Raw genomic sequence first — 26426 nt, forward strand, 5'->3', positions numbered from 1 at the left:
GGATCACCCCGCGCTAGCCACCGGCGCATCCACGAACTGAGGGAACCGTGCGCGGATCGCGTGACGGATCTGCGGCAGGTCCAGGCCGGCCATGGTCAGTACTTCCTCACGGCTGCCGTGTTCCAGATAGATATCCGGAAGGCCCAGGTGCTGGATCGGCAGGGTGACGCCATGCGCCGCCAGGCATTCGGCGACGGCGGCACCGGCGCCACCCGCGATGGCGTTGTCCTCGATGGTGACGAAGGCCTTGTGCGAGCGCGCTAGCTCGAGGATCAATTCCTCGTCCAGCGGCTTCACGAAGCGCATGTTCACCAGCGTGGCGTCGACTTCCGCGGCGATGACGGCGGCGGGGGCGAGCATGGTGCCGAACGACAGGATCGCCAGGCCGTGGTGGCCGCGGCGGCGTACCTCGGCCTTGCCGATCGGGTAGGTTTCCAGCGTCTGGGTCAGTTTCGTTCCGGGGCCGGTACCGCGGGGATAGCGCACCGCGGCCGGGCCGTCGTAGTGGAAGCCGGTGCTGAGCATGGTGCGGCATTCGTTCTCGTCGGCCGGCGCCATGATCACCATGTTCGGCAGGCAGCGCATGAACGAGAGATCGAAGCTGCCCGAATGCGTGGCGCCGTCGGGGCCGACCACGCCCGCGCGGTCGATGGCGAAGGTGACGTCGAGGTTCTGCAAGGCCACGTCGTGGATGGCCTGGTCGTAGGCGCGCTGCAGGAAGGTGGAGTAGATCGCCACCACCGGCTTCGCTCCCTCGACCGCCATGCCCGCCGCCAGCGTCACCGCATGCTGCTCGGCGATCGCCACGTCGAAATAGCGCTGCGGGTATTCCTTCGAGAATCGGACCAGTCCGGAGCCCTCGCGCATCGCCGGGGTGATGCCGAGCAGGCGCTCGTCGGCAGCCGCCATGTCGCAGAGCCAGTCGCTGAAGATGTCGGTATAGGTCGGTTTGGCCGGCGCACCCTTCTTGACCAGGCCGGCGACCGGGTCGAACGGTCCCACCGCGTGGTATTCGATCTGTGCCTTCTCGGCCGGCTCGTAGCCCTTGCCCTTGGTGGTCATCACATGGATCAGCTGCGGGCCGGGAAGGGCCTTCACCGTCTCCAGCGCGTTCACCAGCTGGGCCATGTTATGGCCGTCGATGGGACCGGTGTAGTGGAAGCCCAGTTCCTCGAACAGCGTGGATGGTACGAACATGCCCTTGGCGTGTTCTTCCCAGCGCTTGAAGAAGCGGCCGAAGAAGGATTCGCGCGGCATCGCCTTCTTGGCTCGCTCGCGCCATGCATTGAGCGTGCGGCTGGACATGGCGCGGGCCATCATCTTGGTCATCGCGCCGACGTTTTCGCTGATCGACATGCCGTTGTCGTTGAGGATCACCAGCATGTTCGGTTCGACGTCGCCGCCGTGGTTGAGCGCCTCGAAGGCCATGCCGGCGGTCATCGCGCCGTCACCGATCACGGCGACCACCTTGCGCGGGTCGCCGCGGCGTTGCAGCGCCAGGGCCATGCCCAGCGCGGCGGAAATGGACGTCGACGAGTGGCCGACACCGAACGTGTCGTACTCGCTCTCTTCGCGGCGGGGGAACGGGGCGAGCCCGTCCTTCTTCTTGATCGTGGTGATCCGGTCGCGCCGGCCGGTGAGGATCTTGTGCGGGTAGCACTGGTGGCCCACGTCCCAGACCAGGCGGTCGCGCGGGGTCTCGAACACGTGGTGCAGGGCGACGGTGAGTTCGACCACGCCCAGGCCCGCGCCGAAATGGCCGCCCGACGAGGCCACGGCCTCGATCAGGTAGCGGCGCAATTCATCGGCGATCGCCGGCAGTTCGTCCACCGGAAAGCGCCGGAGGTCCTCCGGCGAGTCGATCTGCGCCAGATAGGGGTAGCGGGAGAGGTCGTTCATCCGCCTATTGTTCGCCTCCGGCGGGGCCGGGGCAAGGGACGAGGCGTGAATCCTTGCGGGCGGTTTGGGCCCGGCTCAGGCCGGACGCCGGTCCCGCGGCAGGTGGCTGACCAGGAATTCCATCTGGTCGGCAAGGATATTGCGGTTGGACAGGATCAGGTGTTCGACCCAGCTAGGGCGGTAAGGCACGGCCAGCAGCGGCATGTTGGCCTGCTGTGGGGTCCGGTTGCTCTTGCGCAGGTTGCAGGCCAGGCAGGCGCTGACGACGTTCTCCCATTCGTCCGCACCCTTCTTGGACAGCGGCACGACATGGTCGCGGGTCAGTTCGTGGCGGGTGTACTGATGGCCGCAGTAGAGGCAGATGTGCCGGTCGCGGGCGAACAGGGCGGTGTTGGTGAGGGCGGGCGCGGGGTCGATCGCGTGTTCGCGGCAATGGCCCGTGCTGGCCACGATGGGGTGCAATTCGAGGCTGCTGCGCAGGCCGCTGGCCCGGTTGACGCCGCCATGGACGGTGACGCAGGGGTCGCCCAGGGTCCAGGCCACCACGCCGCGCACATAGAGGCAGACCGCATCCTGCCAACTGATCCAGTCCAGGATGCGACCCGCCGCATCGAGGGAAAGCACCCGCGTCGCATGCAGCGCGGACACCCTCGGCAGGTCCTCTTGGAGCACTTCCATCGTCATCGTGTCTCGTCCTTCACATAAGCGAAAGAGCGTTCCAGCAAGCCGAACTCCGTGCGGATCGACCATCCGATCCTCGGCCTCGCAAGGCCTTCGACCCGAGCATAGCCGATAATTGCGACAGAAAAGCACCCCCCGGTACGCTTCTTGCGGGGGCTTTTCCTGTCATTGACCGCTGTTATAGTGGGCGTTCGCATTCAAGCGCCCGGCGGGTTTGGAAGGGGGGCCGGGGTGGCTTCCCAGGTCCGGCGGGTCCATGAGGGTTACACAGTGGCAGAAGTGCTTTTCTACGAGCGTCCGGTTCCCCTGAACCGTACCGCCCACCGCGACCTGCGTCTGAAGGCCGTGAACAACATCCGTTTCGCCGCCACCGCGCACTCGGTGCCGCTGACCGGCGTCGAGTTCGCGCCGGCCGCGCGCGATTTCCCGATCCTGTTCGCCGGCAACACGATGGAAGAGGCGGGCCCGATGGCCCTGCTCGGCCTGCGCCAGGGCGAGAACCTGCTGGTCGGCGACAACGGTTTCTGGGAGCAGGGCATCTATGTCCCCGCTTTCGTCCGCCGCTATCCGTTCGTGCTGGCCGAGAAGCCGGCCGGTACCGAGGGCGACGATTTCACCGTGTTCCTCGACGAGGCCTATGAGGGCTTCAACGACAGCGAAGGCGAGCGCCTCTTCAACGAAGACGGCTCCGATGCACCGGCCCTGACCAACGCCGTGAACTTCCTCGGCGAGTTCCAGGACCACGTCGCCCGCACGCAGTGGTTCATGGGCAAGCTGCGCGAGCACGACCTGCTCGAGCCGCGCACCATCACGCTGCAGAAGGAAGGCAAGGGCATCAACCTCAACGGCCTCTTCGTGATCAACGAGGAAAAGCTTCGCGGCCTCGACGAGAAGACGGCCCATGAGTTCCTTCGTGAAGGCGCGCTCGGCTGGATCTACGCGCACCTCGTGTCGCTGGCCAACATCGACCGCATGGCGGCTCGGCTGGACGTGCGTGAGCGCCTGGAAGAGACCACCGCGAAGGCCTGATTGGCTGTGGTCGGGATCGATCGAAAAGGCCGCCTCCGGGCGGCCTTTTTCATGGCGGGAAGGCTCCAAGGGAGAGGCTTCTCGTCAGCGGACGGGCTTCGCCATGCGCATGAGGTCGGTGTCGAAGCCGTGCTTCGTGTACATGTCGCGGGCGCGTTGGTTGCCGGGGAACACCGCCAGGGTCACGAACTGGCAGCGATGCTCCTTGGCCCAGACGTAGGCATGGTCGAGCAGGAACTTGCCCACGCCATCACCTTCGTACTCCTTGGCCACCGCGATATCCGAGATATGGCAGTTGTCGCGGTGGGTGAAGAAGTCTTTGGTCTTCTGAAGGTGCACGAAGCCGACGGGTTTGCCGTCTTCGTTTTCGGCGATGAAGATGTAGCTGTTCGACGGTTGCTCGTCGAGGTGCTTCACCAGGTCCGCTTCGATGCCCTTCAGGCAATCGCTGCGGCTACGCCCGTTCGGCAGGGGGAAGTCGTCGACGAAACGGGGGACCAGGCCAAGGATGAACTCGTCGTCGTCTTCGCTCTCGGCGAGACGTATCAGGAACGTGGCGTCGCTCATCGTATCTGGCACCGTCGTGGCGAAGGGTCCGGGCGGAAGCCTTTTTCTACACCTTCACGGATGCGGGGGAAAGCCCCGCGAGGTTGTAGGCGTGCCTTTGTGGGAGCCGAGCCTGTGTTGGAGCCGACCCTGGTGGGAGCCGACCCTGTCGGCGATGGGTGCTTGCCATAATCTGGCCCGCTGCCGCGGGATCGCCGACAGGGTCGGCTCCCACCAGGGTCGGCTCTCACTCGTCAGCGGGCCTTACGGTCAAAGAACCTCGGGCAGTGTCGCCACGCCTGCCTCGATCGCGGCCTTGTGCACATGGATGCGCGGCAGGATTCGGGTGAAGTAGAACGTCGCGGTGTCGCGCTTGGCTTGTTTCGCGTCGGGGGAAAGGGCGGAGCCACCTGCCGCGAGCACGCTCTTCGCCCAGAAGTAGGCAAGGGTCACGTAGCCGGAGAAATACAAGTAGTCGACCGCGGCGGCGCCGAGTTCTTCCGGGTTGGACCGGGCGCTCTGCGCGATGGCCTGGGTCAGGTCGCCCCATGCCTTGGCCGCCACGGCCAATGGGCCGACGAAGGCCTTGACGCTGTCGTTGGCCTGGTTGGCCTGGCAGAACGCGGAGATCTCGCCGAGGAAATGCTTCAGCCCCGCGCCCTGCAATTGCATGATCTTCCGGCCGAGCAGGTCGAGCGCCTGGATCTGCGTGGTGCCCTCGTAGAGCGTGATGATGCGGGCGTCACGGACGAACTGCTCCATGCCGTGTTCCGCGATGTAGCCGTGGCCACCGAAGATCTGCAGCGCTTCCTTCGTGCATTCCTGGGCCGCCTCCGTAAGCAGGCCCTTGGCGATGGGGATGAGGAAGGACAGCAACTCGCCCGCCGTCTTGCGTGCTTGCGGATCGGCATCGCGCGCCTCGATGTCGCTCTGCAACGCCGCGTAGGTGGCGAGTACGCGGCCGGCTTCGACGAAGGCGCGCTGGGTCAGCAGCATGCGGCGCACGTCCGGATGCGCGGTCAACGGATCGGCCGGCTTCTCCGGCAGCTTCGGGCCCGACAACGCGCGCATCTGCAGGCGGTCGCGCGCGTAGGCGAGGCTGTTCTGCAGCGCGCGTTCCGCCAGGCCCAGGCCCTGGATGCCCACGGCCAGGCGCGCCGCATTCATCATGGTGAACATCGCCACGAGGCCTTTGTGCGCCGGACCGACCAGCCAACCCTCGGCATCGTCGAAATTCATGACGCAGGTGGCCGAACCCCTGATGCCCATCTTGTGCTCGATGGCACCGGCGGCGACGGCATTGCGCTCGCCCATCGAGCCATCCTTGTTCACCTTGAACTTCGGCACCACCAGCATCGAGATGCCGCGGCTGCCCTCGGGCGCCCCGGGCAGTCGCGCGAGTACCAGGTGGATGATGTTCTCCGCGAAGTCATGCTCGCCGGCGCTGATGAATATCTTGGTGCCGGTGACGCGATAGCTTCCGTCGGCGTTCGGTTCGGCGCGCGTCTTCAGCAGGCCGAGGTCCGACCCCGCCTGTGGTTCGGTGAGGCACATGGTGCCGGTCCAGCGGCCGTCCACGAGGGGCTTGAGGAAGACCTCCTGCTGCCATTCGTCGCCGTGGTGTTCCAGCGCGCTGGTGGCGCCGTGGGAAAGCAGCGGATAGATGCCCCAGGCGAGGTTCGCCGAGTCGATCATTTCCTTGGTCAGGGTGCCGAGCACCGCTGGCAAGGCCTGGCCGCCGAACTTTTCGTGCGCGGTGAGGCCGGCCCAGCCGCCCTCCGCGTACTGCCGGTAGGCTTCCTTGAAGCCCTTCGGCGTGGTGACCGAACGAGTCGCCTTGTCGAAGTGGCAGCCTTCCTCGTCGCCCGTCGCGTTCAGTGGCGCGAGGACCTGTTCGTTGAAGCGGGCCGCTTCATCGAGCACCGCGTCGAACAGGTCGCGCGTATGCCCTTCGCCGCCTTCGAGCCGGGCGAGGACGGCTTCCGCACCGAGCACGTCGTAGAGCGCGAAGCGCATGTCGTCGAGGGGGGCTTTGTAAATCGTCATGCGGAGGATCCTGGGTCAGGGCGAGCGGTAGGTATCTGGGATGCCGGGCACGGGCGAGAGCCAGTTCTTGCCGTGGACGGGGAAGGATCGCGAAGCGTCTTCCTTCTCCGGAGTGGCATTGACCCGGCCATCGATGCTGTAGGGAAGGGCACCGGCACTGCCCTTGGCGGCCAGCTCGGCCAGGGCTTTCGACATCTCGGCCGTGGGCAACAAGTCGATCGTCGCGACGTCCGCGGCGAACGAGGGGATATCCTGGTCGATCTTCGCGTCGAGCAGCACGCCGCCGAGTTCGCCGACCCGCAATGTGCCCTGGAAGGTCTCGAACGACATGCCGCCGTAACTGTTGTTGCGGATGCGCAAGGTCATGTGCCACACCCCGCCAGGCTTAGCCGTCACCTCCTGCAAGGTGACCGACGGGGGAAAGACGCTTTTCTTCGCGGGCCCGCAGGCGGCCAGCAGGGCCACGGCGGCGAGCAAGGTGGAACGGACGAGAGGATGGCGGACGATCGAGGTCATTCCCTGGGCTTCCGGCAAGGGGAGTCGAACACTTGTTCGATGGTAGCGCCGCGCGCCCCATGCGCGCGAGCCGTGCGTTTCAAACGCGGTTCCCAAGCGGGTGGCGAGCAGGCATCATCAGCGATTATCTCCGAGACTTCGATTTCCCCATGACCCGACGCATCGCCGCACGACGTTCGCCCATCCACGGAAACGGTGTTTTCGCCACGGCCCCGATCAAGGCCGGCGAAGAGATCATCGAATACAAGGGCGATCGCATCACCCACGCGCAGGCCGATAAGCGTTACGGCGACGGCGGTGAAACCGGGCACACGTTCCTGTTCACCCTCAACGAGCGCTTCATCGTCGACGGCAACAGCCATGGCAATACCGCGCGCTGGATCAACCACAGCTGTGATCCGAATTGCCAGGCGCTGATCGAGGAAGCGGTGGAAGGCAAGCCGTCCAAGAACGACCGCGTGCTGATCGAGGCCATTCGCGATATCGCGCCGGGTGAGGAACTCACCTATGACTACGGCATCACGCTCGACATGCCGCACACCGCGCGGCTGAAGAAGGTGTGGGCCTGCCGCTGCGGCTCGGCCAGGTGCATCGGCACCATGTTGAAGCCGAAGCGCAAGACGGCGTGACGGTTTTGCGGCCTGGGGGCTGCCGGATTCCCTGCGGCCTGCCGGCCGATCGCCGACAGGGTCGGCTCCCACCAGGTCAGCGAAACCTGCTCCCACCAGATCTGCGGAACCCTGGTGGGAGCCGAATGCTTTGGTGGGAGCCGAATGCTTTGGTGGGAGCCGAATGCTTTGGTGGGAGCCGACCCTGTCGGCGATTCAACCCGCCTCAAGCCCAACCAGCCCCAGTCCTCATCACACCAGCCCCAGTCCCCACCACGCCAGACTCAGTCCTCCTCCACCCTCGGCTTCCACGCCTCGGCCAGCTTCTTCTGCACGCCCGGCGGAACGGTGTCGTAGTGACTGAAAGCCATCGCATAGCGCCCCTGGCCGCCGGTCATCGCCTTGAGCTGGGTCGGATAGTCGATGAGTTCCGCCAGCGGCACGCGCGCCTTGATGAGGGTTTCGCTGCCGCGTAGCGAATCGGTACCCATGATCTGCGCGCGTCGCGACGCCAGCCCACCGGTCACGTCGCCCACGTAGTGGTCGGGAATCGACACCTCCAGGTCCACCAGCGGCTCCAGCACGAGCGGACGTGCCCGCGACACGGCGTCCAGGAACGCCTTGCGGCCCGCGCTGATGAACGCCACCTCCTTGGAATCCACGGGATGGTGCTTGCCGTCGTAGACGACCACGCGCACGTCCTGGATCGGATAGCCCGCGATCGCGCCCTGTTCCAGCGCCTGGCGTACGCCTTTCTCGATCGCAGGCATGAACTGGCCGGGGATCACGCCTCCCTTGGTCTGGTCGTCGAACACGAATCCCTCGCCACGGTCCAGCGGTTCCACGCGCAGGAACACCTCGCCGAACTGGCCAGCGCCGCCGGTCTGTTTCTTATGGCGGTGGTGACCTTCGGCTGCCGCGCCGACCGTCTCCCGGTAGGCGATGCGCGGCGGATGCGTGATCACGTCCACGTCGTAGCGCGCCTTCATCCTTTCGAGCATGAGTTTCAGGTGCAGGTCGGAAAGCCCCCGCACCACGGTCTCATTGAGCTCCTTGTGATGCTCCACGCGGAAGCATGGATCTTCTTCCGCGAGTTTCCCCAGGGCTTGCGAGAGCTTCTGTTCCTGCCCCTTGTGCGCCGGTTCGACCGCCAGTCCATACATCGGCGCGGGATACGCGGCGGGTTCCAGATGGATGCGTCCTTCGTCGGCGGCATCGTGCAACACGGCATCGAAATGGATGTCCTCGATCTTCGCCACCGCGGCGATGTCACCCGGCAACGCCTCGTCCACCTCGATGTGTTCGCGGCCTTTCAAGCGGAACAGGTGGGCCACCTTGAACGGCTTGCGGCCGTCGTCGACGAACAGCGACGAATCCTTGCGCACGGTGCCTTGCCAGACGCGGAAGACGCCGAGCTTGCCGACGAACGGGTCGTTGACGATCTTGAACACGTCGGCGATGACATGACGCGCGGCGTCGGCGGTGACGTCGAAGGGCTTGCCGTCCGTGTCGAGAAACGGGGGCGGATTGGTTTCGCTGGGGCAGGGCAGGATCCGCTCGATGAGATCGAGCAGTTCGACGACGCCCACGCCGTCGCGCGCGCTGGTGAACACGACGGGCACGAGATGGCCGTCGCGCAGGCAGTGCTCGAGCGCGCCGCGGATTTCCGCCGCCGACAAGGCCGACTCGCCCGCCTCCAGGTAGTGTTCCATCACCTCGTCGTCGATCTCGACCACCTGGTCGATGATCCGCTGGTGCGCTTCCCCCGGCGAGGAGAAATCGGTATCGCCCGCGGTCTGGAAGAAGGCGTCGCGGACGGAGTGGCCCCTCGACGCGGGAAGGTTGAGCGGTAGGCATTCGTTGCCGAATTCTTCGCGAAGTTCATCCACGAGCGCCGCGAGATCCACGCCCTCCGCGTCGATGCGGTTGACGACGACGAGGCGGGCGACGCCGCGCTGTTTCGCCTGCGCCATCATCGAGCGCGTGCCGTGTTCGATGCCATTCGCCGCGTTGACCACGATCGCGACGGTGTCGGCGGCGGCGAGCGCGGCCAGGGCGGGTCCGCGGAAGTCGGCATAGCCGGGCGTGTCGATGAGATGGATGCGAAAGCCGTTGCGTTCGATGGAGGCGATCGAGGCGTCGATCGAATGACCGCGCGTCTTTTCCATCGGATCGGTATCGGAAACGGTGTTGCCTCGTTCGACGCTGCCCGTCGCGGTCAGCGCGCCGCCGGCGTGAAGCATCGCTTCGAACAGGGTGGTCTTGCCGGCTCCGGCGTGGCCGGCAAGGGCGAGGCTGCGGATGTGTTCCGTGGATGGCGACACGATGCGTCCCTCCTTCGGTGTGTTGGATGCGGGTGAAACCCGCACTCAAGCCTTCTCCTTCCTCGCGCCGGAATCAAGTGGCGCGGGGAATCTTCCGTCGTGCCGACGGTCTGAGGGCCAGGCCTTACGCTCCGTTTAGCGGATCGCCGCTAAGCTGTCCGACTTTCCCACGAGGCCAAAGGGACCCTCGCACGCGTGCAATATCCCGGCAAGGCGCCACCGCCATTCCTCGAACCCCACCGGCTGGAGCCGGAGGATGCCGCGCGTCCGCGTGGGCTGCAGCCGATCGACGCCGCGACGCTGTCGGCACTGCACGCCATCGGCAAGCGGCCGCCGCCGCGCGACCGGGCGAGGCGCGTGCTGGCGATGGCTGTCGCGCTGGTCCTGCATGTGTTCATCGTGATGGTGGTGCGCTACGAGATGCAGCCAAGGCTGCCCACGGGGTTCGTGCCGCCGGTCGATCGAGACGACGTGCTCGAGGTGCGCTTCATCGAGCCCGCCCGGCCCGCGCCGCCGGTGGCCGACGTACCGCCACCACCACCGGTCACGGAGCCGCCGCCGAAGGTCCGGTCGCCGGAGGCGACCCGGCCGGAACCACCGCGGCGGAAAGAGCCCCGGCCCCAGGAGCCGCCCGCGGACAACGCGCCGGTGCCTGCCGCCGCGCCGGCGCCCGCGCCGGCCCTTTTCAACGCCGATGGCTCCATCAACGTGCCGAAGCAGCAGGGTCCGGGCACCACTACCCAGGCGGATTTCGTCGCGCGCAAGCCGACCGACGACAGCGCGATCATGTCGCACAAGACCACGGTGACCTACAAGGAAACCCGTTTCGAGAAGGACTGGGCGCCGCGCGACGAGAACGTGCTCAACCAGGGCCTGCGCCGGGCCATCGAATCCACCACGGTGAAGAAGACGATCGACCTCGGGCACGGCACGCGGATCAAGTGCGCCACCGTGTTTTTCGTGCTTCCCGTGGGCTGTGGCGGCGAAGACCCGTCGAAGGCGTCCAAGAAGGATGGCGACGTGCGTCTGAACATGGCACCGGCCAATCCCGCCGCGAAAGACCTTCCCGACCAGCCGGTACCGCCGACGGAAGCCGAATGCATCGCCGCGTTCCGCGCCGACAAGCCGCTGCCGCAGGGCTGCGCCACGGATATTCCGATCAAGGCGATGGACCAGGAGAACGCCGAGCGCGAACGCCGCTTCGGCAAGTGAGCGGCGCGAAGGCGGCGATTGTGCCTTTGTAACGCAGCATGGACACTAGCGGTCCATGCCGAAGCATTTCCTGCCGGACAGCGATCGCCAGATCGCCGTGAACTCCTTGCCCGTCTCGCCCCGCGAGGCGGCCATGAACGCGCTCGTCTACCGGCGGCGCTTGCGTCAAAGGCCACGCGACCGGCTTCTTCGCGTCGGCGGCTGGGTGGGCACGATCCTCGTCCACCTGATGTTCCTGTTCGGCATGATCCTCGGCCCCGCCTACGAGCTCTTGCCACCGCCGCCGGAGCCGGAGGAAACCCACGCCTTGCAGGTGCGGCTGATCGACAAGCCACCACCGCCGCTGCCGCCCGTGCGCGGCACGCCGTCGAAGGCACCGGTGGTGAAGACGCGCTGGTCCACCTCGCGATCCAAGGCCAGCCGGGCATCGAGCGGTTCGCACGCCGCGTCGGTCGCTTCGACGACGAAGGCGCTCCCCGCCATCGCCGTGCCCGTGGCGCCTCCGCCGCCGCAGGCAAGGCCCGACGTGAAACTCAGCGCGCCGCCGCCGAGCGTGGCGGCGACGATCGAGCGGCCGCTGACCCAGCCGAAGGCGCCGCCGGCGCAGCCCGAACTCCAAAAGGTACCCGTGCCCGCGCAGGCGCCGCCCGATCTGGCCGTCGATACGCCCCGGCCACAGGTCGTCCCGCCACGTTTCCAGCCGGAGCCGGTACGCAAGGCACAGGCCGAGGGCCTCGCACCGATGCCGCCGCCGGCATCGCTGGCCATTCCCGAGACGCCCGCCGCGCAGATGGCGGTCACGCCGACACCGCCCACGATCACCTCGGAGCACACCGCGCCCGTGCCGACCACCGCGGTGACGCTCGCGACGGTACCGCGGCCGGAGGTCGAGGAGTCGTCCGCACCGCCGACGCCACAAGACACGCCGCTCCCCGACGTGTCCCCGGAACCGGCGGCGCCGAAGCCCGACCTCACGATGGATGCCCGTCCCGTCCCGCCGAAGGTGGCCGTCGAAACGGTCCGCGCACCTGCTGTCGAGGCCACCGCCGAACTGGACGCCGTCCCCTTGCCGGACGTCACGGCGAAGCCGACCGTTTCCGCACCGGTCGCCAGTACCGACAAGCCTGCCGTGCAGGCACCGGCGGTCGCGCCGGCGGAACTGCAACGGCCAGTGGCCGGGGTGGACACCGCGCCTGCGCCTCCGGGTCAGGCGCCCGGCGATAATGCCGCGGGCGAGTCCACCGCCAGGACGCAAGCGGAAGACGGCAAGGCGGCCAGCGAACGGACGGCCAGGACGGGAGACAGCGCGCCCGCACAAGCTTTCGTCCCCGGCCAGACCACGGCGGGCGAATCCGGTTCGAACACGCCGGGTGCCACCGCCGACAGCGGCAAGCCAGGTGCCACGCAGGGCGTGGATGAGGGCACGCGGCTCACCGGCGCCAACGGCACGTCCCAGCGCGACGACGGTGTCGCCGGCGGGCAGGGCGACAAGACCGGCCAGGTCGGTGCGTACGTGGAACTCAAGCCACGTGGAAAGCTCGAACCCCAGTCCGGCGCCCGCGTGCACATCGACTACAAGGCCACCCGCTTCGAGGGGGCGTGGACGCCGAAGGGCGAATCGTCGGTGGACACGGCGATTCGCCAGGGCGTCGAGGCGGCGACGGTACGGCGCACGATCACGCTGCCGCGCGGCATCCGCATCGACTGCGTCGCCGGACCGGGTAACGCGGGCGGCACGATGAAAGCGCTGTCACTGTTTACCCTCGGTTGCAGCGGCGATCCACCACCGAAACCGGCCAACGCGGACCAGCTGGTGAAGAACCAGACCATGGCGCCGGCGAAACCGCTGGCCGAAAACCTGCCACCCGCCAATAGCTCGACCGTGGCCGCGGCCCCGATGGCATTGGACAACACCGCGCTTTGCACCACCGCGCGTATCACCGGAGGGCCGTTGCCGCCCGGGTGCGAGGCGTCCATCAAGATCAACGTGCCGGCCCCGTCACCCACCTCCGGTTCGTGGGTCCCCGCCGCCGATCAGTTCAAGTAGGCAGGTTTCGGATTTCCGTGCCCGCGACCATGTCGTGGATCGCGCGCCGGCGGCGATCGAAGAGGGCGGGAAGCAGCAGGACGGCCCAGCCCGCGAGCGGTGCCAGCAGGGCCGCCTTCAGCGAGACCAGCGGGTAGATCGTCAGCAGCGTCAATGGCAAGGAAGCGACGACGAGACGCGCCAGCCCTCGCTTCCAGGTCACGGCCTGACCTCGATGATCGGTCACGCGGATCCGCCACGGACGCATGCCGAGCGTCTGCCCGCCACGCATCCACGACGCAAGGTAATAGGCGCCGACGACGAGGCCCTGCAAGGGCTGGTACCACCATGCGAGCAGGTGGCCCGTGGTGTCGACGAGATGCCCGCCGGTCGCGAATTGGGCCAGAAGGCCCACCACCATCACGATGGCCACGACGGCGAGCGCGTCGTAGACGATGGCGGTGAAACGGCGCCACGCGGGCGCTATCGATGCATCGGTCATGGTGTCCCCGGGCTGTCAGGCGCCCATTGTCGCAACAAAGGGCGGCCGTGAGACCATGCGGGCGTCTCTTGCCGATGTGCCCGCATGTCCCTCGTCGATAGCCCCCGTTCCGCCGAACCCGCCGCCGATGACGTCCGTCTGATCGAGCGCTTCATCGAACGCGTGTGGGCGGAGGATGGTCTCGCCGACCGCACGCTGGAAGCCTATCGGCGCGACCTCCAGCAACTGGCGCGCTGGCTGGGCACGCGCGGCCGCACGCTGGCGAACGCCACGCGCGAGGACATTTCCGCATACCACGGCAGCCAGCCCGTTTCCGTGCGCAGCATGGCCCGGCGTCAGTCGGCGTTCCGGCGTTTCTACGCGCAGCTCGCGCGCGACGAAGGCAAGCGCGACGACCCGACGCTGCTGATGCAACGTCCGCGGATGCCACGCAGCCTGCCCAAGGCGCTCGCCGAGCGGGAGATCGAGGCGTTGATCGTCGCTCCGGACCTCACCACGCCTCTTGGCTTGCGTGACCGCGCGATGCTCGAATTGATGTACTCCTCGGGCTTGCGCGTATCGGAACTGGTGGACCTGCCGTTGTCCGGCCTGAACCCACGCCAGGGTGTGCTTCGTGTCACCGGCAAGGGTGGCAAGGACCGCCTCGTCCCCGTGGGCGAAGAGGCGCTGGCACACGTGGAAACCTACCTGCGCGAAGCCCGGCCGGCGCTGGCCAAGGGCCACGGTCAGCCGACGGCGCTGTTCCTCTCCCGCCGTGGCGACGCGATGAGCCGGCAGATGTTCTGGACGCTGGTAAAGCGTTACGCCATGCAGGTAGGCATACCGGCCAAGCGCGTCTCGCCGCATGTGCTGCGCCATTCGTTCGCGACCCACCTGCTGAACCACGGCGCCGATCTGCGCGCCTTGCAGATGCTGCTGGGCCACAGTGCGCTCAGCACCACGCAGATCTACACCCTGGTGGCGAAGGAAGGCCTGAAGCGGCTTCACGCCCAACACCACCCGCGCGGCTGAGCCGTGCCACAATCGGGGGAACCGAATGCGCGGATCGCGATCCAAGACGTTCCCGTGTTTCCCCCGGTCACCGATGGAGTCGTAACCGATGTTGAAGAAAATCCTGCCGGCGCTCCTGGCCGGCGCATTCGCCATGACGGCTTGCGCGGCCGATGACGAAAAGGCCGCCCGCGACGCGGTCGAGGCCCTCGGGCCCGGCATCAAGGTCGACAGCATCGCCCCCGCGCCGATGCCGGGCTTCTACCAGGTGATCGCCTCCGGCCGCATGGTCTACGTGACCGCCGACGGCCGTTACATGATCAACGGCAACCTCATCGACCTGAAGGCCAAGACCGATCTCAGCGCGGCCAGCTGGGCGGGCCTGCGCAAGGCCGAACTGGCCAAGCTGCCGGCCTCGCAGCGACTGGTGTACGCGCCGGCGAACCCGAAGCACACGGTCACGGTGTTCACGGACGTGGATTGCGGTTTCTGCCGTCAGCTTCACGCCCATATCGACGAGTTCAACAAGCAGGGCATCGCCGTCGAGTACGTGTTCTGGCCGCGGGAAGGCGTCAAGACCACCGCCGGCAACGACACGCCCTCGTATACCAAGGCCGTGTCGGTGTGGTGCAGCGCCGATCGCAAGAATGCCTTCAACGAGGCGATGAAGGGCGCCACGCCGAAGGCGGCCAGTTGCGCCAATCCGGTGAAGGACGAGTTCGAACTCGGCGAGCGCCTGGGCGTGAACGGCACTCCCACCATCGTCACCGAGAACGGCGACGTGGTCGGTGGCTACGTCACTCCGGCCCAGTTGCTGCAGGCGCTCAGCGCCCCGCCGGGAAGCGCTGCCCGCCGCGGCGGCTGACCGCGGCGGCCAATCACGGTGCCCCGGCCCCGGGGCATCCCAATGTTGCCGCGCAACATCATGTAGAATAGGCGTTTTCCTGCTGCGCCTATTCCCCCCGCATGATCGCACTCGACGGGCAGAGCGCCCTCTCGCCTTTTCGCCTAGAACGACTGAACGCCCACCTGGATGCCCTGCATCACGGGACGCGGGTGCAGGCCGCCTGGTTCACTTACTTCGTCGACGCCGACGTGCCGCCGGAAGGCGGCACGCGCGCGCGCCTGCTCGCCGTCCTGGAAGCGAAGAACACCGCGCCCGATGAGGCCACGTTCTGGGTGGTGCCGCGACTGGGCACGATCTCGCCCTGGTCGAGCAAGGCCACCGACATCCTCCACGGCGCGGGATTCGACGTGCGCCGCGTGGAGCGCGGCACCGCGTGGCGGGTCAGCGGCATGCCCGAGGCCGGCACGCCGGCCTACGCCGCCGTGATGGCCGCGTTCTGCGACCCGATGGTGCAATCGCCGCTGGATCAGCTGAGCCAGGCCTCTGGCTTGTTCCTTGCCGGCGAGCCGGGCCCGCTCGGCCGCGTGGACCTGGGCGGAGACGCACGTGCCGCGCTCTCCGCCGCCAACAAGGAGCTGGGCCTGGCGCTTGCCGACGACGAGATCGACTACCTCGCGGACCGCTACGCCGAAATGGGACGCGCGCCGACCGACGCCGAGCTGATGATGTTCGCGCAGGCGAACTCCGAGCACTGCCGGCACAAGGTGTTCAACGCCACCTGGACACTGGACGGCGCGACGCAGGAATCGTCGCTGTTCGGCATGATCAAGAACACGCACCAGAAGTCGCCGGCGCATACGTTGTCCGCGTACCACGACAACGCCGCCGTGATCGAAGGCTACGAGGGCCATCGCCTGTTCGTGAGCCCGGAAGACGGCGTGTTCCGTACCGTGGCCGAGGCCGCTCCCTACGCCATCAAGGTCGAGACGCATAACCATCCCACGGCCATCGCGCCGTGGCCGGGCGCCGCCACCGGCGCCGGCGGTGAGATCCGCGACGAGGGCGCGACCGGCCGCGGCGGCAAGCCGAAGGCCGGCCTCACCGGTTTCTCCGTATCGCACCTGCGTATCCCGGGGCTGCCGCGTCCGTGGGAGAAGGACCGTCCGCTGCCGCCGCGCATGGCCTCCGCATTCGAGATCATGCGTGACGGCCCGCTCGGCGCCGCCGCCTTCAACAACGAATTCGGCCGTCCCGCCCTCGGCGGTTACTTCCGTACCTTCGAGCAGGAAACCGGCGAGAAGGGTGTGCGCCGTGGATACGACAAGCCGATCATGATCGCCGGCGGCCTCGCCGCGATCCGCCCCGACCACGTGCAGAAGCGCAAGGTTCGTCCGGGCGACAAGGTGATCGTGCTCGGCGGGCCGGCCATGCTCATCGGCCTCGGTGGCGGTGCCGCGTCTTCGGTGGCGTCCGGCACCTCGAGCGCCGAACTCGATTTCGCTTCCGTGCAGCGCGACAACGCCGAGATGGAGCGCCGTTGCCAGCAGGTGATCGATGCCTGCTGGGCGCGCGGTGACCGCAACCCCATCGTGAGCATCCACGACGTGGGCGCGGGTGGTGTGTCCAACGCCATCCCTGAGATCCTCAACGATGCCGGCGTCGGTGGTGTGATCGACCTGTCGAAGCTGCCTTGCGACGATCCGACCCTCTCGCCGATGCAGGTGTGGAGCAACGAGTCGCAGGAACGCTACGTGCTCGCCATCGGCGTCGAGGACATCGAGCTGTTCGAGGCCTTCTGCGCCCGCGAACGCTGTCCGTTCGCCGTCGTCGGCGAAGCGACGGAAGAGGCTCGCCTCATCGTGCGCGACACGCGTCGCGACATCGACGTGATCGACCTGCGCATGGATGTCCTGTTCGGCAAGCCGCCGCGCATGCATCGCGACGCGGTGCGCGTGAAGCCGCGGGTCGACCTCGTCGCCGACCTGACCGGCATCGGCATGGACGAGGCGCTGATGCGCGTCCTGCGCCTGCCGGCCGTGGGTAGCAAGAGCTTCCTGATCACCATCGGCGACCGCACCGTGGGTGGCCTGAACGCACGCGACCCGATGGTCGGCCCGTGGCAGGTGCCGGTCGCCGACGTCGCGGTGACCATGACCGACTTCGAAGGTTATACCGGCGAAGCCATGGCCATGGCCGAGCGTGCGCCCGTGGCGCTGCTGTCCAGTGCCGATGCCGCGCGCATGGCCGTGGGCGAGGCGATCACCAACCTCGCCGCCGCTTCCATCAAGATGGACGAAGTGCGCCTGTCCGCGAACTGGATGGCCGCCGTGAACCATCCGGGTGAGGATGCCGCCCTGTTCGACGCCGTGAAGGCCGTCGGCATGGAGCTGTGCCCGTCGCTCGATATCTCCATTCCGGTGGGCAAGGATTCGCTCTCCATGCAGACCGTCTGGACGGACGGCAACGGCAAGGCACAGAAAACCGTCTCGCCGGTGTCCCTGGTGATCACGGGCTTCGCCCGCGTCGACGACGTGCGGCGCACGCTCACGCCGCAACTGAAACTCGATCGTGGCGACACCGACCTGTGGCTGATCGACCTCGGCGCGGGGCGCGACCGCCTCGGCGGCTCGGCGCTCACCCAGGTGTTCAACCGGGGTGGCGGCGTGCCGCCGGATCTCGACGATCCGAAGCGCCTGCGTGCGATGTTCGAACTGATCCAGGAAGCCAACCAGGCCGGCCTGTTGCTGGCCTACCACGACCGTTCGGACGGCGGTGCCATCGTGACGCTGCTGGAAATGGCCTTCGCCGGGCATTGCGGCCTCGAACTGCGCCTGGACGGTTGGGCCGACGCCACGCTGCGCGCGCTGTTCAACGAGGAACTCGGTGCCGTGGTGCAGGTGGCCTCGGCCAACCGCGAGGCCTTCGAACAGTTGCTGGTCAAGCACAACCTCGCCGGCATGACCCACAACGTGGGCCGGCCCAAGGACAAGCTCGGCATCAAGCTGCACCTCAACGGCGAGCCGGCGTTTAAGTGGAACTGGACCGAGCTCTTCCGTGCGTGGAACGAGACCAGCTACGCGATGCAGCGCCTGCGCGACAACCCGCACAGCGCGGACCAGGAAAACGAGTGGCGGCTCGACGACGCCGATCCGGGTATCACGCCGAAGCTGGTGTTCGACCCGGCCGATGACGTCGCCGCTCCGTACATCGCGACGGGTGTTCGCCCGCGCGTGGCGATCCTGCGCGAGCAGGGCGTCAATGGCCAGGTGGAAATGGCCGCGGCGTTCAGCCGTGCCGGTTTCGACGCCGTGGACGTCCATATGACGGACCTCGCCAGCGGCCGCCACCACCTCAAGGACTTCGTCGGCCTGGCCGCGTGCGGCGGATTCTCCTACGGAGACGTGCTCGGCGCCGGACGTGGCTGGGCCACGTCCATCCTCTACAACGATGCCTTGCGCGAACAGTTCGCGCGCTTCTTCGAAGACGGCTCCCGCTTCGCCCTCGGTGTCTGCAACGGCTGCCAGATGATGTCCGGCCTAAAGGACATCATCCCCGACGCGAAGCATTGGCCGCAGTTCCTGCGAAACCAGTCGGAGCAATACGAGGCGCGCGTCGCCACGCTGGAAATCCTCGACTCGGGCAGCATCTTCTTCCGCGGCATGGCCGGCGCACGCATTCCTGTCGCGGTCGCGCACGGCGAAGGCCGCGTGCACTTCCCCAACGTGTGCAGCCCGTCCAAGAGTCATGCCGCGGCGCGCTTCGTCGACAACCGCGGCAAACCCACCGAAAGCTACCCGCTCAATCCGAACGGCTCCCCGGGTGGCCTGGCCGCGTTCACCGCGGGCGACGGCCGCATCACCATCATGATGCCGCACCCCGAGCGCGTGTTCCGTAGCACCCAACTCAGCTGGCATCCGGAGCAGTGGGGCGAGGATTCGCCGTGGATGCGGATGTTCCGCAACGCCCGGGTATGGGTGGGCTGAGGCCAGGGGTCGACCGGTGAACCGCCCCAGCCTGACCAGCATCGTCATCGTGCTCGCGGATAGCGGCCCGTTCACGCGCGAGTGTGTCGAGCACGCGCTCGCCAGCGGCGTGCCGGTCGAGGTGATACTCGTCGACAACGGGTCCACCGACGGCGTGCCCGAATCGCTCGATCGAGCGTACGCCGGCGACGAGCGGGTGCGGGTGATCTACAACCCGGACGAACCTCGGCTTCGGGCCCGCCGTGAATCGTGGCGCCGCGCAGGCGCGTGGCGACCACCTGCTCGTCCTCAATCCGGATTGCCTCGTCGCGCCGGACACGATCGCGCGCATGGCCGCGCATGTCGACGTCCATACGGGCATCGTGGGCGCGGTCGTATGCGATAGCGAAGGCCGGCCCGATCCTGCCTCGCGGCGGCGCGACCCCTTGCTGCGCCGTTCACTCGCCACGAAGCTGGGGCGAGGCGGCGACACGGGCATCGACATCGCCGGGCCATGGCCGGACGGTGCCGAGGAGGTCGAGATCGTTTCGGGCGCGATCATCCTCATGCCGCGCCAGGTGTTCGAGCGCCTGAATGGGTTCGACGAAACCTTTTTCCTGCACTGCGAGGACATGGACCTCTGCCGCCGCGCCCGCGATGCCGGTTACAAGGTGCTGCTCGCCGGCGACGTCCGCGTGTTGCATGGCAAGGGTGGTTCGAGCCGGCACCGGCCCGTCTTCGTCTCCCGGCACAAGCATCGCAGCATGTACCTGTGGTTCCGCCGTCACGACCCGGCCGCGCGTAACCCGCTCGTGCGCGCCGCCGTATGGCTGGGCATCCGCGCCCACTTCCTCCTGAAGATTCCCGGCCAGCTCCTGCGGAAGCGCCGGTGAGCGGGACGGCGCGTGGCGGTGGCCTCGCCACCCTCGGCCTGCTGGCGGTGACGGCGATCTGGGGTTCCACGTTCGTCCTCATCAAGGACGTCGTCGGGCGGATGTCCGTGACGGACTTCCTCGCGGTGCGATTCGTCATCGCCGCGGTGACCATGTTGTTGCTGTTCGCGCTGCCGCTGAGGCGGCTCGGTCGCGAGCAGTGCCTGCGTGGCTTCGGCCTGGGCCTGCTCTACGGCGTCGCGCAATGGTTGCAGACCGAAGGACTGGCGCGCACGTCGCCCAGCGTCAGTGGATTCGTCACCGGCATGTATGTCGTGATCACCCCGATCCTCGCCCTGGTCATCTTTCGCCAGCGCATGCCCCTGAGCACCTGGGCCGCCGTAGCGCTCGCGACCGTGGGCCTCGGCGTGCTGGCGCTGAACGGTTTCGCTGTGGACATCGGCGTCTTGCTCACGCTGGCCTCCGCGGCGCTTTACGCCCTGCACATCGTCGGCCTGGGCCATTGGTCGAAGCCGGGCGACGCGTTCGGCATGTCGGCGATCCAGATGGCCGGCATCGCCACGGTTTGTCTCGCGATCACGTTGCCTCACGGTGGGCCCGCCATGCCGCCCGACGCCAGCGCGTGGATCGCGGTGCTTTACATGGCGCTGGTCGCGGGTGCGTTGGCCATGCTCGTGCAGACATGGGCACAGGCACACATGCCGGCCACGCGGGCGGCGATCGTGATGACGACCGAGCCCGTGTTCGCGGCCGGCTTCGCGGTGCTGCTGGGGGTCGATGCGCTCACCACGCGCATGCTCGGCGGCGGCGCCCTCGTACTGGCCGCCATGTACATGGTGGAACTGGCGCCGCGCTTCCGCCGGAAGAAACCGGCGGAAGCCCTGCATCACGAAGTGTGAGCGGATCGCGGGGTCACTTCGCGGCCTTGTCCACCGAGAACTTGTAGATCATGAGGTTCCGGTAGGTCTTCCCCGGTTCGAGCCGCGCCGAGCCGAATTCCGGACGGTTCGGCGTATCGGGATAGAGCTGTGGCTCCAGCGCGAAGGCGTCGCCCTGGCGATAGACCCCGCCTGACTTGCCCGACGTGGTCGCGTCGAGGAAATTGCCCGAGTAGAACTGCAGGCCCGGTTGCGCCGACCACAGGGAAAGCACGCGTCCACTCTTGGGATCGCTGACCCGCGCCACCTCGCGCGGCTGCGCGGCCTCCTTCCGCGAAACCACCCAGTTGTGGTCGTAACCGCGGCCGAAGACCAGCTGTTGTTCCTTCGCATCGCGGATGTCGCGGCCGATCGGCTTGGCCTTGCGGAAGTCGAAGTCGCTGCCGGCCACGTTGCGTACCTCGCCCGTGGGGATGGCGGTGGCATCGGTCGGCAGGTAGGCGTCGGCGGCGATCATCAACTTCTGGTCCATGACGCTCCCCGAACCTTCGCCGGCGAGGTTCCAGTAGGCATGGTTGGTGATGTTGACGATGGTCGGCGCGTCGGTCGTCGCGGTGTACTCGATGGTCAGTTCGTTCTTGTCGTCGATCGAATAGGTTGCTGTCGTGGTGAGCTTCCCCGGATAGCCCTGGTCGCCGTCCGGGCTGACGTAGGTGAGGGTGACGCTGGGCCGGGCGCCCGATTCCACCTTGTCGACGGTCCACACGACCTTGTCGAAGCCGAGCTTGCCGCCATGCAGCGAGTTCGGGCCATCGTTGACCGGCACCGTGTACTGCTTTCCATCCAGGGTGAAGCGTCCCTTGGCGATGCGATTGGCGTAGCGGCCCACGGTGTCGCCGAAGTACTGCGGTTTCGCGAACGTACCCTTGATGTCCGGATAGCCGAGCACGATGTCGCCGGGCTTGCCGTGGCGGTCGGGCACCTCCAGCGCATAGAGCGCCGCGCCCAGCGACAGGATCTTCGCCGTCATGCCATGGCCGTTGGTGAGTGTGACCAGCGTCACGTCCGTGCCGTCCGGCGTGCTGCCGAACGATGCCTTCGTTGCTTCACCGGCCATCGCGGCGGCGGTGGTTGTGGCCAGCAGGATCGCGCTGGCCAGGCTCGTTACGAACTTCATCGCACGTCCACTCCCTTCGAGAAAGTCAGGCGACGAAACCACATTAGTCCGACAAATGACAAGCTGCGCCGCGTCATCGCCGCGCCGCCGGGTGCGGCTACGATGTCCGCCGGGTAGTACACCGGGAAGGGGCCATGGCACTGAAGGCGGCAAGCGCGCGTAACCTGCACGCGCAGGTGATCGAGGATATCGGCGGCTCAATTGTGGGTGGCGTGTTGCAGCCAGGCGATGCCTTGCCGGGCGAGTCGCAACTGGCCGGGCAGATGGAGGTCAGCCGTACGGTGTTGCGCGAGGCACTGAAGGTGCTGGCCTCGAAGGGCCTGATCGAGACACGTCAGAAGACCGGCATGCGCGTGCGCGACCCGCGCTACTGGAACCATCTCGATGGCGACGTACTCGCCTGGCGTTGCGCCGCGATGCCGACCGACGATTTCGTCGAGAAGCTGGTGGAAATGCGCGAGATCATCGAACCCGCGGCGGTGATGGCGGCGGCGCGCCGGCGCACACCGGCGCAGCTGGACACTCTCGCCGAGGCGCTGGAGGCCATGGAAGAGGCCGATGGCCTGGATGCCTGGGCCGACGCCGACCTCCGCTTCCACGAGGCTGTGCTCGCGGCGACGAACAACGAGTTGTTGAGTTCGTTGTTCGCCGTGATCGAGACGGCCCTGGCCACGTTCTTCGTGATGTCCGCGCGTACCGCGAAGAACTTCAAGTACTCGTTGCCGCAGCACCGCGCCGTGTACGAGGCGATTCGCCGCCGCCGCCCTAACGAAGCCGCGGCGGCCATGCATTCGATGATCGCCGACTCACGCGCGAACATGCGCAAGGGGCGCCGGGGCTAGCGGCCCGTCAACAGCAGCGCCCGCCCGTACCGCGGTACCTCGCTTCCTGCCGCTCACGAAAGAATTCGCCATAGCTGGGCACCGTCCGCTCCGGATGATGCTCGCGGAGGTGCTTCACGTAGACGTCGTAATCGGGCACGCCGCAGCAGAGGCGGGCGGTCTGGACCGCCCACTTCCATAGCGAGCGCGGTGCCGTGGGTGCATCGATGCTCATGGCGTATTCCTCAGGGAGCCACGCTGGACAGCGCGACGTAAGGTTCCTCGTGCGCGGTCGGATGGTTCGCGCGCCAGGCGCGGGCGATGGCGCGGAGCGAGAAGAACAGCATGGTCAGTACCAGCAGCATGAACAGGGCGGTGAGCGCCATGTCCACGCGGTTGTTGGTGACGATCCGCTGCATTTCGTCCATCGACTTGGCCGGCGCGAGCAGCTTGCCGCTGGCCATCGCGTCCGCGTACTTCTGGGCCGCCGCGGTGAAGCTGATCTTGTCGTCGAAGATCTTCTGCCAGCCGGCGGTCAGCGTGCAGATCACCAGCCACGCGGCGGGCACGGCGGGTATCAGCACGAAACGCTCGCGCTTGAGTTTCACCGTGACCACGGTGGCGAGCATCAGCGCGATCGCCGCGAGCATCTGGTTCGCGATGCCGAACAAGGGCCACAGCGTGTTGATGCCGCCGAGCGGATCGACCGCGCCCTGGTAGAGGAAGTATCCCCACAAGCCCACGCAGATCACCGTGGCGACGACATTGCCGAGCCACGATTCGGTCTGCTTCAGCGGCGCCCAGGCCATGCCGGCCAGCTCCTGGATCATGAAGCGGCCCACACGCGTACCGGCATCCACGGTGGTGAGGATGAACAGGGCCTCGAAAAGGATCGCGTAGTGGTACCAGAGCGCCATCATGCCTTCGCCGGGCATGATCCCGTGGAGCAGCTGCGCCATGCCCACCGCGAGCGTCGGCGCGCCACCGGCACGGCCGAGGATGGTGCTTTCACCGATGTTCTTCGCCGTCTCGGTCAATTCGGCCGGCGTGACCAGGAAACCCCAGGTGCTGATCGTCTGCGCGGCCTGTTCCGCCGTGGTGCCGACCAGGGCGCCGGGAGAATTCATGGCGAAGTACACCCCCGGATGCAACGAAGCCGCCGCGATGAGCGCCATGATGGCGACGAAGGCCTCCATGAGCATGCCACCGTAGCCGACGATGCGTGCCTCGCCCTCGTTGGCCAACAGCTTCGGCGTGGTGCCGGAGGCGATGATCGAATGCCAGCCGGAGACCGCGCCGCAGGCGATGGTGATGAACAGGAACGGGAAGAGGTTGCCCGAGAAGACCGGGCCCGTGCCGTCGATGAACTTCGTGACCGCGGGCATCTGCAGCGTCGGCGCGGCGAGGAAGATCGCCAGGGCCAGCAGCACGATGGTGCCGATTTTCAGGAAGGTCGAGAGGTAGTCGCGCGGCGCCAGCAACAGCCACACCGGAAGCACCGAAGCGAAGAAGCCGTAGCCTATGAGCAGCCAGGCGAGGCCTTTCGCATCGAAGTCGAACAGGACGGACAGCGCCGGCGTGTCGGCGACCGTCTTGCCGTACCAGATCGAGGCGAGCAGCAGGACGAGGCCGATGATGGACACCTCGAGGATGCGGCCCGGCCGGATATAGCGCAGGTAAAGACCCATCAGCAGCGCGATGGGGATCGTCGCGGCGACGGTGAAGGTACCCCAGGGGCTGTGCGTCAGCGCCTTGACCACGACCAGTGCCAGCACGGCCAGCACGATCATCATCAGTACCAGCACGCCCACCATGGCGATGACGCCGGGCACTTCGCCCAGTTCCTCGCGCAGCATGTGGCCCAGCGACCGGCCGTCGCGCCGCAGCGAGAGGCCGAGGATCATGAAGTCCTGTACGGCACCGGCGAAAACCACGCCGACCAGGATCCAGAGGGTGCCGGGCAGATAGCCCATCTGCGCGGCGAGCACGGGTCCGACCAGCGGGCCGGCGCCGGCGATGGCGGCGAAATGGTGGCCGAACACCACCCATTTATCGGTGGGTACGTAATCGAGTCCATCGTTGCGCAGGACCGCGGGCGTCGCACGCGACGGGTCGAGCTGAAGCAAGCGGGTGGCTATCAATCGGCTGTAGAACCGGTAGCCGATGAGAAAGACAGCCATCGACGCGGTGACCAGCCAAATGGCGTTGATGGGCTCGCCGCGCCGCAGGGCGACGACGCCGAGGCACCAGGCGCCGATGATGGCGATGGCGGTCCACAGGATCTTCCCCGCGGGACTGGGTTTGGGAATGGCGCTTTGCATGTCGTGCTCCCCTTGCGGATGCGACAAGGGTCGTCCTGCCCGCTCCGGGGGTCAATCGCCACGGGGCCTCTGGCGTATTAGCCATTGGTCGAATGGCCACCGGGCACCGTGCGTGCCGGGACGGGCCAAAAGGCTTGAGCCCGGGGCCTTCCGGCGCCATGCTGCGGGTATCCCCACTCCCCAGGGAAACCCATGATTCGCGAGATTCTCAAGATGGGTGACGAGCGCCTGCTGCGCATCGCGCCGCCCGTACCCGCCGGCATGATCGGCTCGGCCGACCTCGATGCCCTCATCCAGGACATGTTCGACACCATGTACGACGCGGGCGGCGTCGGACTCGCCGCGCCGCAGATCGGCGTCGACCTGCAACTGGTGATCTTCGGTTTCGACAGCAGTGAGCGCTACCCCGACGCGCCGCCGGTGCCGCAGACCATCCTGCTCAATCCGGTGATCACGCCACTCTCGCAGGACATGGAAGAGGCCTGGGAGGGTTGCCTGTCGGTTCCCGGCCTGCGAGGCGCGGTGAACCGCTATTCGTTGATCCGCTACCAGGGCATCGACCCGAAGGGCCTGCCCATCGACAGAACGGCCGAGGGTTTCCACGCCCGCGTGGTGCAGCACGAATGCGATCACCTGATCGGGCGCTTGTATCCCTCGCGTATCACCGACTTTACGAAGTTCGGCTACACCGAGGTGCTGTTTCCCGGCATGGACATCGCGGACGATTGAGGTTTTTCGGAGTTACTCGGCGTCGGCCAGCGCTTCGATGATCACCAGCAAGGCCTTGCGACGCTCCTTCGGGAGGCGGCTGACCAGGCCGACCAATCGCAATTGTTCGCGGGAATCGGCGCGGTACAGAGCGGGGCTTTCGCGCACGCCCGTCGCCCCGTTCGGGGAGCCGCGGCCCGTGGCCAGCCATTCGAAATTGACGCCGAACCGCGTCGCCATGTCGATCTGGCGCTCCAGTTCGGGCAGGCCGAGGTCGCTGAGCCATTTGCGTGCCGTTTCCCGACTGACGTCGAAAAGGTCGGCAAGCTGGGTGATGCGGCCGCGGCCTTTCTTGACGCCAGCCATGTCCAGCGCGACATGCAGGCGTTGGGAAAAACCTCGGTTAACAGGGGGCATGACAACTCCGGTGGAACGCTGTG

Annotated in this window: 22 protein-coding genes and 1 pseudogene; 12 read left to right on the top strand and 11 right to left on the bottom strand. The window is 67.1% G+C overall.

Going from position 1 to position 26426, the window contains the following annotated elements; all coding sequences use genetic code 11:
* Positions 1-3 precede the first annotated feature (3 nt).
* Together dxs and QFZ41_RS13720 are read right to left on the bottom strand one after the other, a co-directional pair.
* Positions 4-1899 carry a 1-deoxy-D-xylulose-5-phosphate synthase gene (dxs, locus tag QFZ41_RS13715; RefSeq protein WP_429199278.1) on the bottom strand — a complete coding sequence of 632 codons (1896 nt, stop codon included), beginning with the start codon at positions 1897-1899 and terminating at the stop codon, positions 4-6.
* A gap of 75 nt (positions 1900-1974) precedes the next feature.
* Entirely contained in the window at positions 1975-2577 is a 603-nt protein-coding gene (locus tag QFZ41_RS13720; RefSeq protein ID WP_306849631.1) for an HNH endonuclease, read from the bottom strand.
* Positions 2578-2850: 273 nt separating this feature from the next.
* Between QFZ41_RS13720 and QFZ41_RS13725 the strand changes: the two genes are divergently transcribed.
* Entirely contained in the window at positions 2851-3609 is a 759-nt protein-coding gene (locus QFZ41_RS13725; protein WP_429199279.1) for a SapC family protein, read from the top strand.
* Positions 3610-3693: 84 nt separating this feature from the next.
* Here QFZ41_RS13725 and QFZ41_RS13730 read toward each other — a convergent pair whose 3' ends face one another.
* The 3 genes from QFZ41_RS13730 to QFZ41_RS13740 all read right to left on the bottom strand — a co-directional run bounded on the left by QFZ41_RS13730 (position 3694) and on the right by QFZ41_RS13740 (position 6717).
* On the bottom strand, positions 3694-4176 hold the full coding sequence (locus QFZ41_RS13730) for a GNAT family N-acetyltransferase (protein ID WP_429199280.1): 483 nt from the start codon (positions 4174-4176) through the stop codon (positions 3694-3696).
* Positions 4177-4425: 249 nt separating this feature from the next.
* The gene (locus QFZ41_RS13735; RefSeq protein WP_429199281.1) at positions 4426-6201 is read right to left on the bottom strand and encodes an acyl-CoA dehydrogenase C-terminal domain-containing protein; all 1776 of its coding nucleotides are present in this window, start codon (positions 6199-6201) and stop codon (positions 4426-4428) included.
* Positions 6202-6216: 15 nt separating this feature from the next.
* Entirely contained in the window at positions 6217-6717 is a 501-nt protein-coding gene (locus QFZ41_RS13740) for a hypothetical protein (protein ID WP_429199282.1), read from the bottom strand.
* 149 nt (positions 6718-6866) lie between these two features.
* Between QFZ41_RS13740 and QFZ41_RS13745 the strand changes: the two genes are divergently transcribed.
* Entirely contained in the window at positions 6867-7346 is a 480-nt protein-coding gene (locus QFZ41_RS13745; RefSeq protein ID WP_429199283.1) for an SET domain-containing protein, read from the top strand.
* Positions 7347-7609: 263 nt separating this feature from the next.
* On the opposite strand, the gene fusA is transcribed toward QFZ41_RS13745, so the two are convergent.
* Positions 7610-9649, bottom strand: coding sequence for an elongation factor G (fusA, locus tag QFZ41_RS13750; RefSeq protein WP_429199284.1), 2040 nt, complete (start codon positions 9647-9649; stop codon positions 7610-7612).
* Between the two features lie 195 nt (positions 9650-9844).
* Between fusA and QFZ41_RS13755 the strand changes: the two genes are divergently transcribed.
* Together QFZ41_RS13755 and QFZ41_RS13760 are read left to right on the top strand one after the other, a co-directional pair.
* A complete protein-coding gene (locus tag QFZ41_RS13755; RefSeq protein WP_429199285.1) occupies positions 9845-10861 on the top strand; it encodes a hypothetical protein in 1017 nt (338 codons plus the stop codon).
* Positions 10862-10916: 55 nt separating this feature from the next.
* The gene (locus QFZ41_RS13760) at positions 10917-12908 is read left to right on the top strand and encodes a hypothetical protein (protein ID WP_429199286.1); all 1992 of its coding nucleotides are present in this window, start codon (positions 10917-10919) and stop codon (positions 12906-12908) included.
* On the opposite strand, the gene QFZ41_RS13765 is transcribed toward QFZ41_RS13760, so the two are convergent.
* The gene (locus tag QFZ41_RS13765; RefSeq protein WP_429199287.1) at positions 12901-13389 is read right to left on the bottom strand and encodes an RDD family protein; all 489 of its coding nucleotides are present in this window, start codon (positions 13387-13389) and stop codon (positions 12901-12903) included. The genes QFZ41_RS13760 and QFZ41_RS13765 overlap by 8 nt on opposite strands.
* 84 nt (positions 13390-13473) lie before the next feature.
* On the opposite strand from QFZ41_RS13765, the gene xerD reads away from it, so the two are divergent.
* From xerD to QFZ41_RS13795, 6 genes and pseudogenes are all read left to right on the top strand, one after another.
* On the top strand, positions 13474-14400 hold the full coding sequence (gene xerD, locus QFZ41_RS13770; RefSeq protein ID WP_429199288.1) for a site-specific tyrosine recombinase XerD: 927 nt from the start codon (positions 13474-13476) through the stop codon (positions 14398-14400).
* An 88-nt stretch (positions 14401-14488) separates the two neighbouring features.
* Positions 14489-15244, top strand: a complete 756-nt coding sequence (locus QFZ41_RS13775; RefSeq protein WP_371023444.1) for a DsbC family protein — start codon at positions 14489-14491, stop codon at positions 15242-15244.
* A gap of 101 nt (positions 15245-15345) precedes the next feature.
* Positions 15346-19209 (top strand): phosphoribosylformylglycinamidine synthase, encoded by a 3864-nt coding sequence (gene purL, locus QFZ41_RS13780; protein ID WP_429199289.1) that lies wholly within the window; start codon positions 15346-15348, stop codon positions 19207-19209.
* Between the two features lie 49 nt (positions 19210-19258).
* A pseudogene (locus QFZ41_RS13785) lies at positions 19259-19363 on the top strand (glycosyltransferase family 2 protein); the annotation flags it as partial.
* A gap of 88 nt (positions 19364-19451) precedes the next feature.
* A complete protein-coding gene (locus tag QFZ41_RS13790) occupies positions 19452-20081 on the top strand; it encodes a glycosyltransferase family 2 protein (RefSeq protein WP_429199290.1) in 630 nt (209 codons plus the stop codon).
* Positions 20078-20980 carry a DMT family transporter gene (locus QFZ41_RS13795; protein ID WP_429199291.1) on the top strand — a complete coding sequence of 301 codons (903 nt, stop codon included), beginning with the start codon at positions 20078-20080 and terminating at the stop codon, positions 20978-20980. The genes QFZ41_RS13790 and QFZ41_RS13795 overlap by 4 nt, the downstream gene beginning before the upstream one ends.
* A gap of 13 nt (positions 20981-20993) precedes the next feature.
* On the opposite strand, the gene QFZ41_RS13800 is transcribed toward QFZ41_RS13795, so the two are convergent.
* Positions 20994-22136: an aldose epimerase family protein gene (locus tag QFZ41_RS13800; RefSeq protein WP_429199292.1), complete on the bottom strand. Its 1143-nt coding sequence runs from the start codon at positions 22134-22136 to the stop codon at positions 20994-20996.
* Positions 22137-22270: 134 nt separating this feature from the next.
* Here QFZ41_RS13800 and QFZ41_RS13805 point away from each other — a divergent pair, with 134 nt between their 5' ends.
* Positions 22271-22978: a FadR/GntR family transcriptional regulator gene (locus tag QFZ41_RS13805; protein WP_429199293.1), complete on the top strand. Its 708-nt coding sequence runs from the start codon at positions 22271-22273 to the stop codon at positions 22976-22978.
* 7 nt (positions 22979-22985) lie between these two features.
* Here the strand turns inward: QFZ41_RS13805 and QFZ41_RS13810 are convergent, their stop codons facing one another.
* Together QFZ41_RS13810 and QFZ41_RS13815 are read right to left on the bottom strand one after the other, a co-directional pair.
* Complete coding sequence (locus tag QFZ41_RS13810; protein ID WP_429199294.1) at positions 22986-23192, bottom strand: YbdD/YjiX family protein; 207 nt, start codon at positions 23190-23192, stop codon at positions 22986-22988.
* A 10-nt stretch (positions 23193-23202) separates the two neighbouring features.
* Complete coding sequence (locus tag QFZ41_RS13815) at positions 23203-25278, bottom strand: carbon starvation CstA family protein (protein ID WP_429199295.1); 2076 nt, start codon at positions 25276-25278, stop codon at positions 23203-23205.
* A 192-nt stretch (positions 25279-25470) separates the two neighbouring features.
* On the opposite strand from QFZ41_RS13815, the gene def reads away from it, so the two are divergent.
* Complete coding sequence (gene def / locus QFZ41_RS13820; RefSeq protein ID WP_429199296.1) at positions 25471-26007, top strand: peptide deformylase; 537 nt, start codon at positions 25471-25473, stop codon at positions 26005-26007.
* 12 nt (positions 26008-26019) lie between these two features.
* Here def and QFZ41_RS13825 read toward each other — a convergent pair whose 3' ends face one another.
* Positions 26020-26403: a helix-turn-helix domain-containing protein gene (locus tag QFZ41_RS13825; protein ID WP_429199297.1), complete on the bottom strand. Its 384-nt coding sequence runs from the start codon at positions 26401-26403 to the stop codon at positions 26020-26022.
* Between the last annotated feature and the right edge of the window lie 23 nt (positions 26404-26426).

The organism is Luteibacter sp. W1I16 (assembly GCF_050434905.1).
GTDB lineage: Bacteria > Pseudomonadota > Gammaproteobacteria > Xanthomonadales > Rhodanobacteraceae > Luteibacter.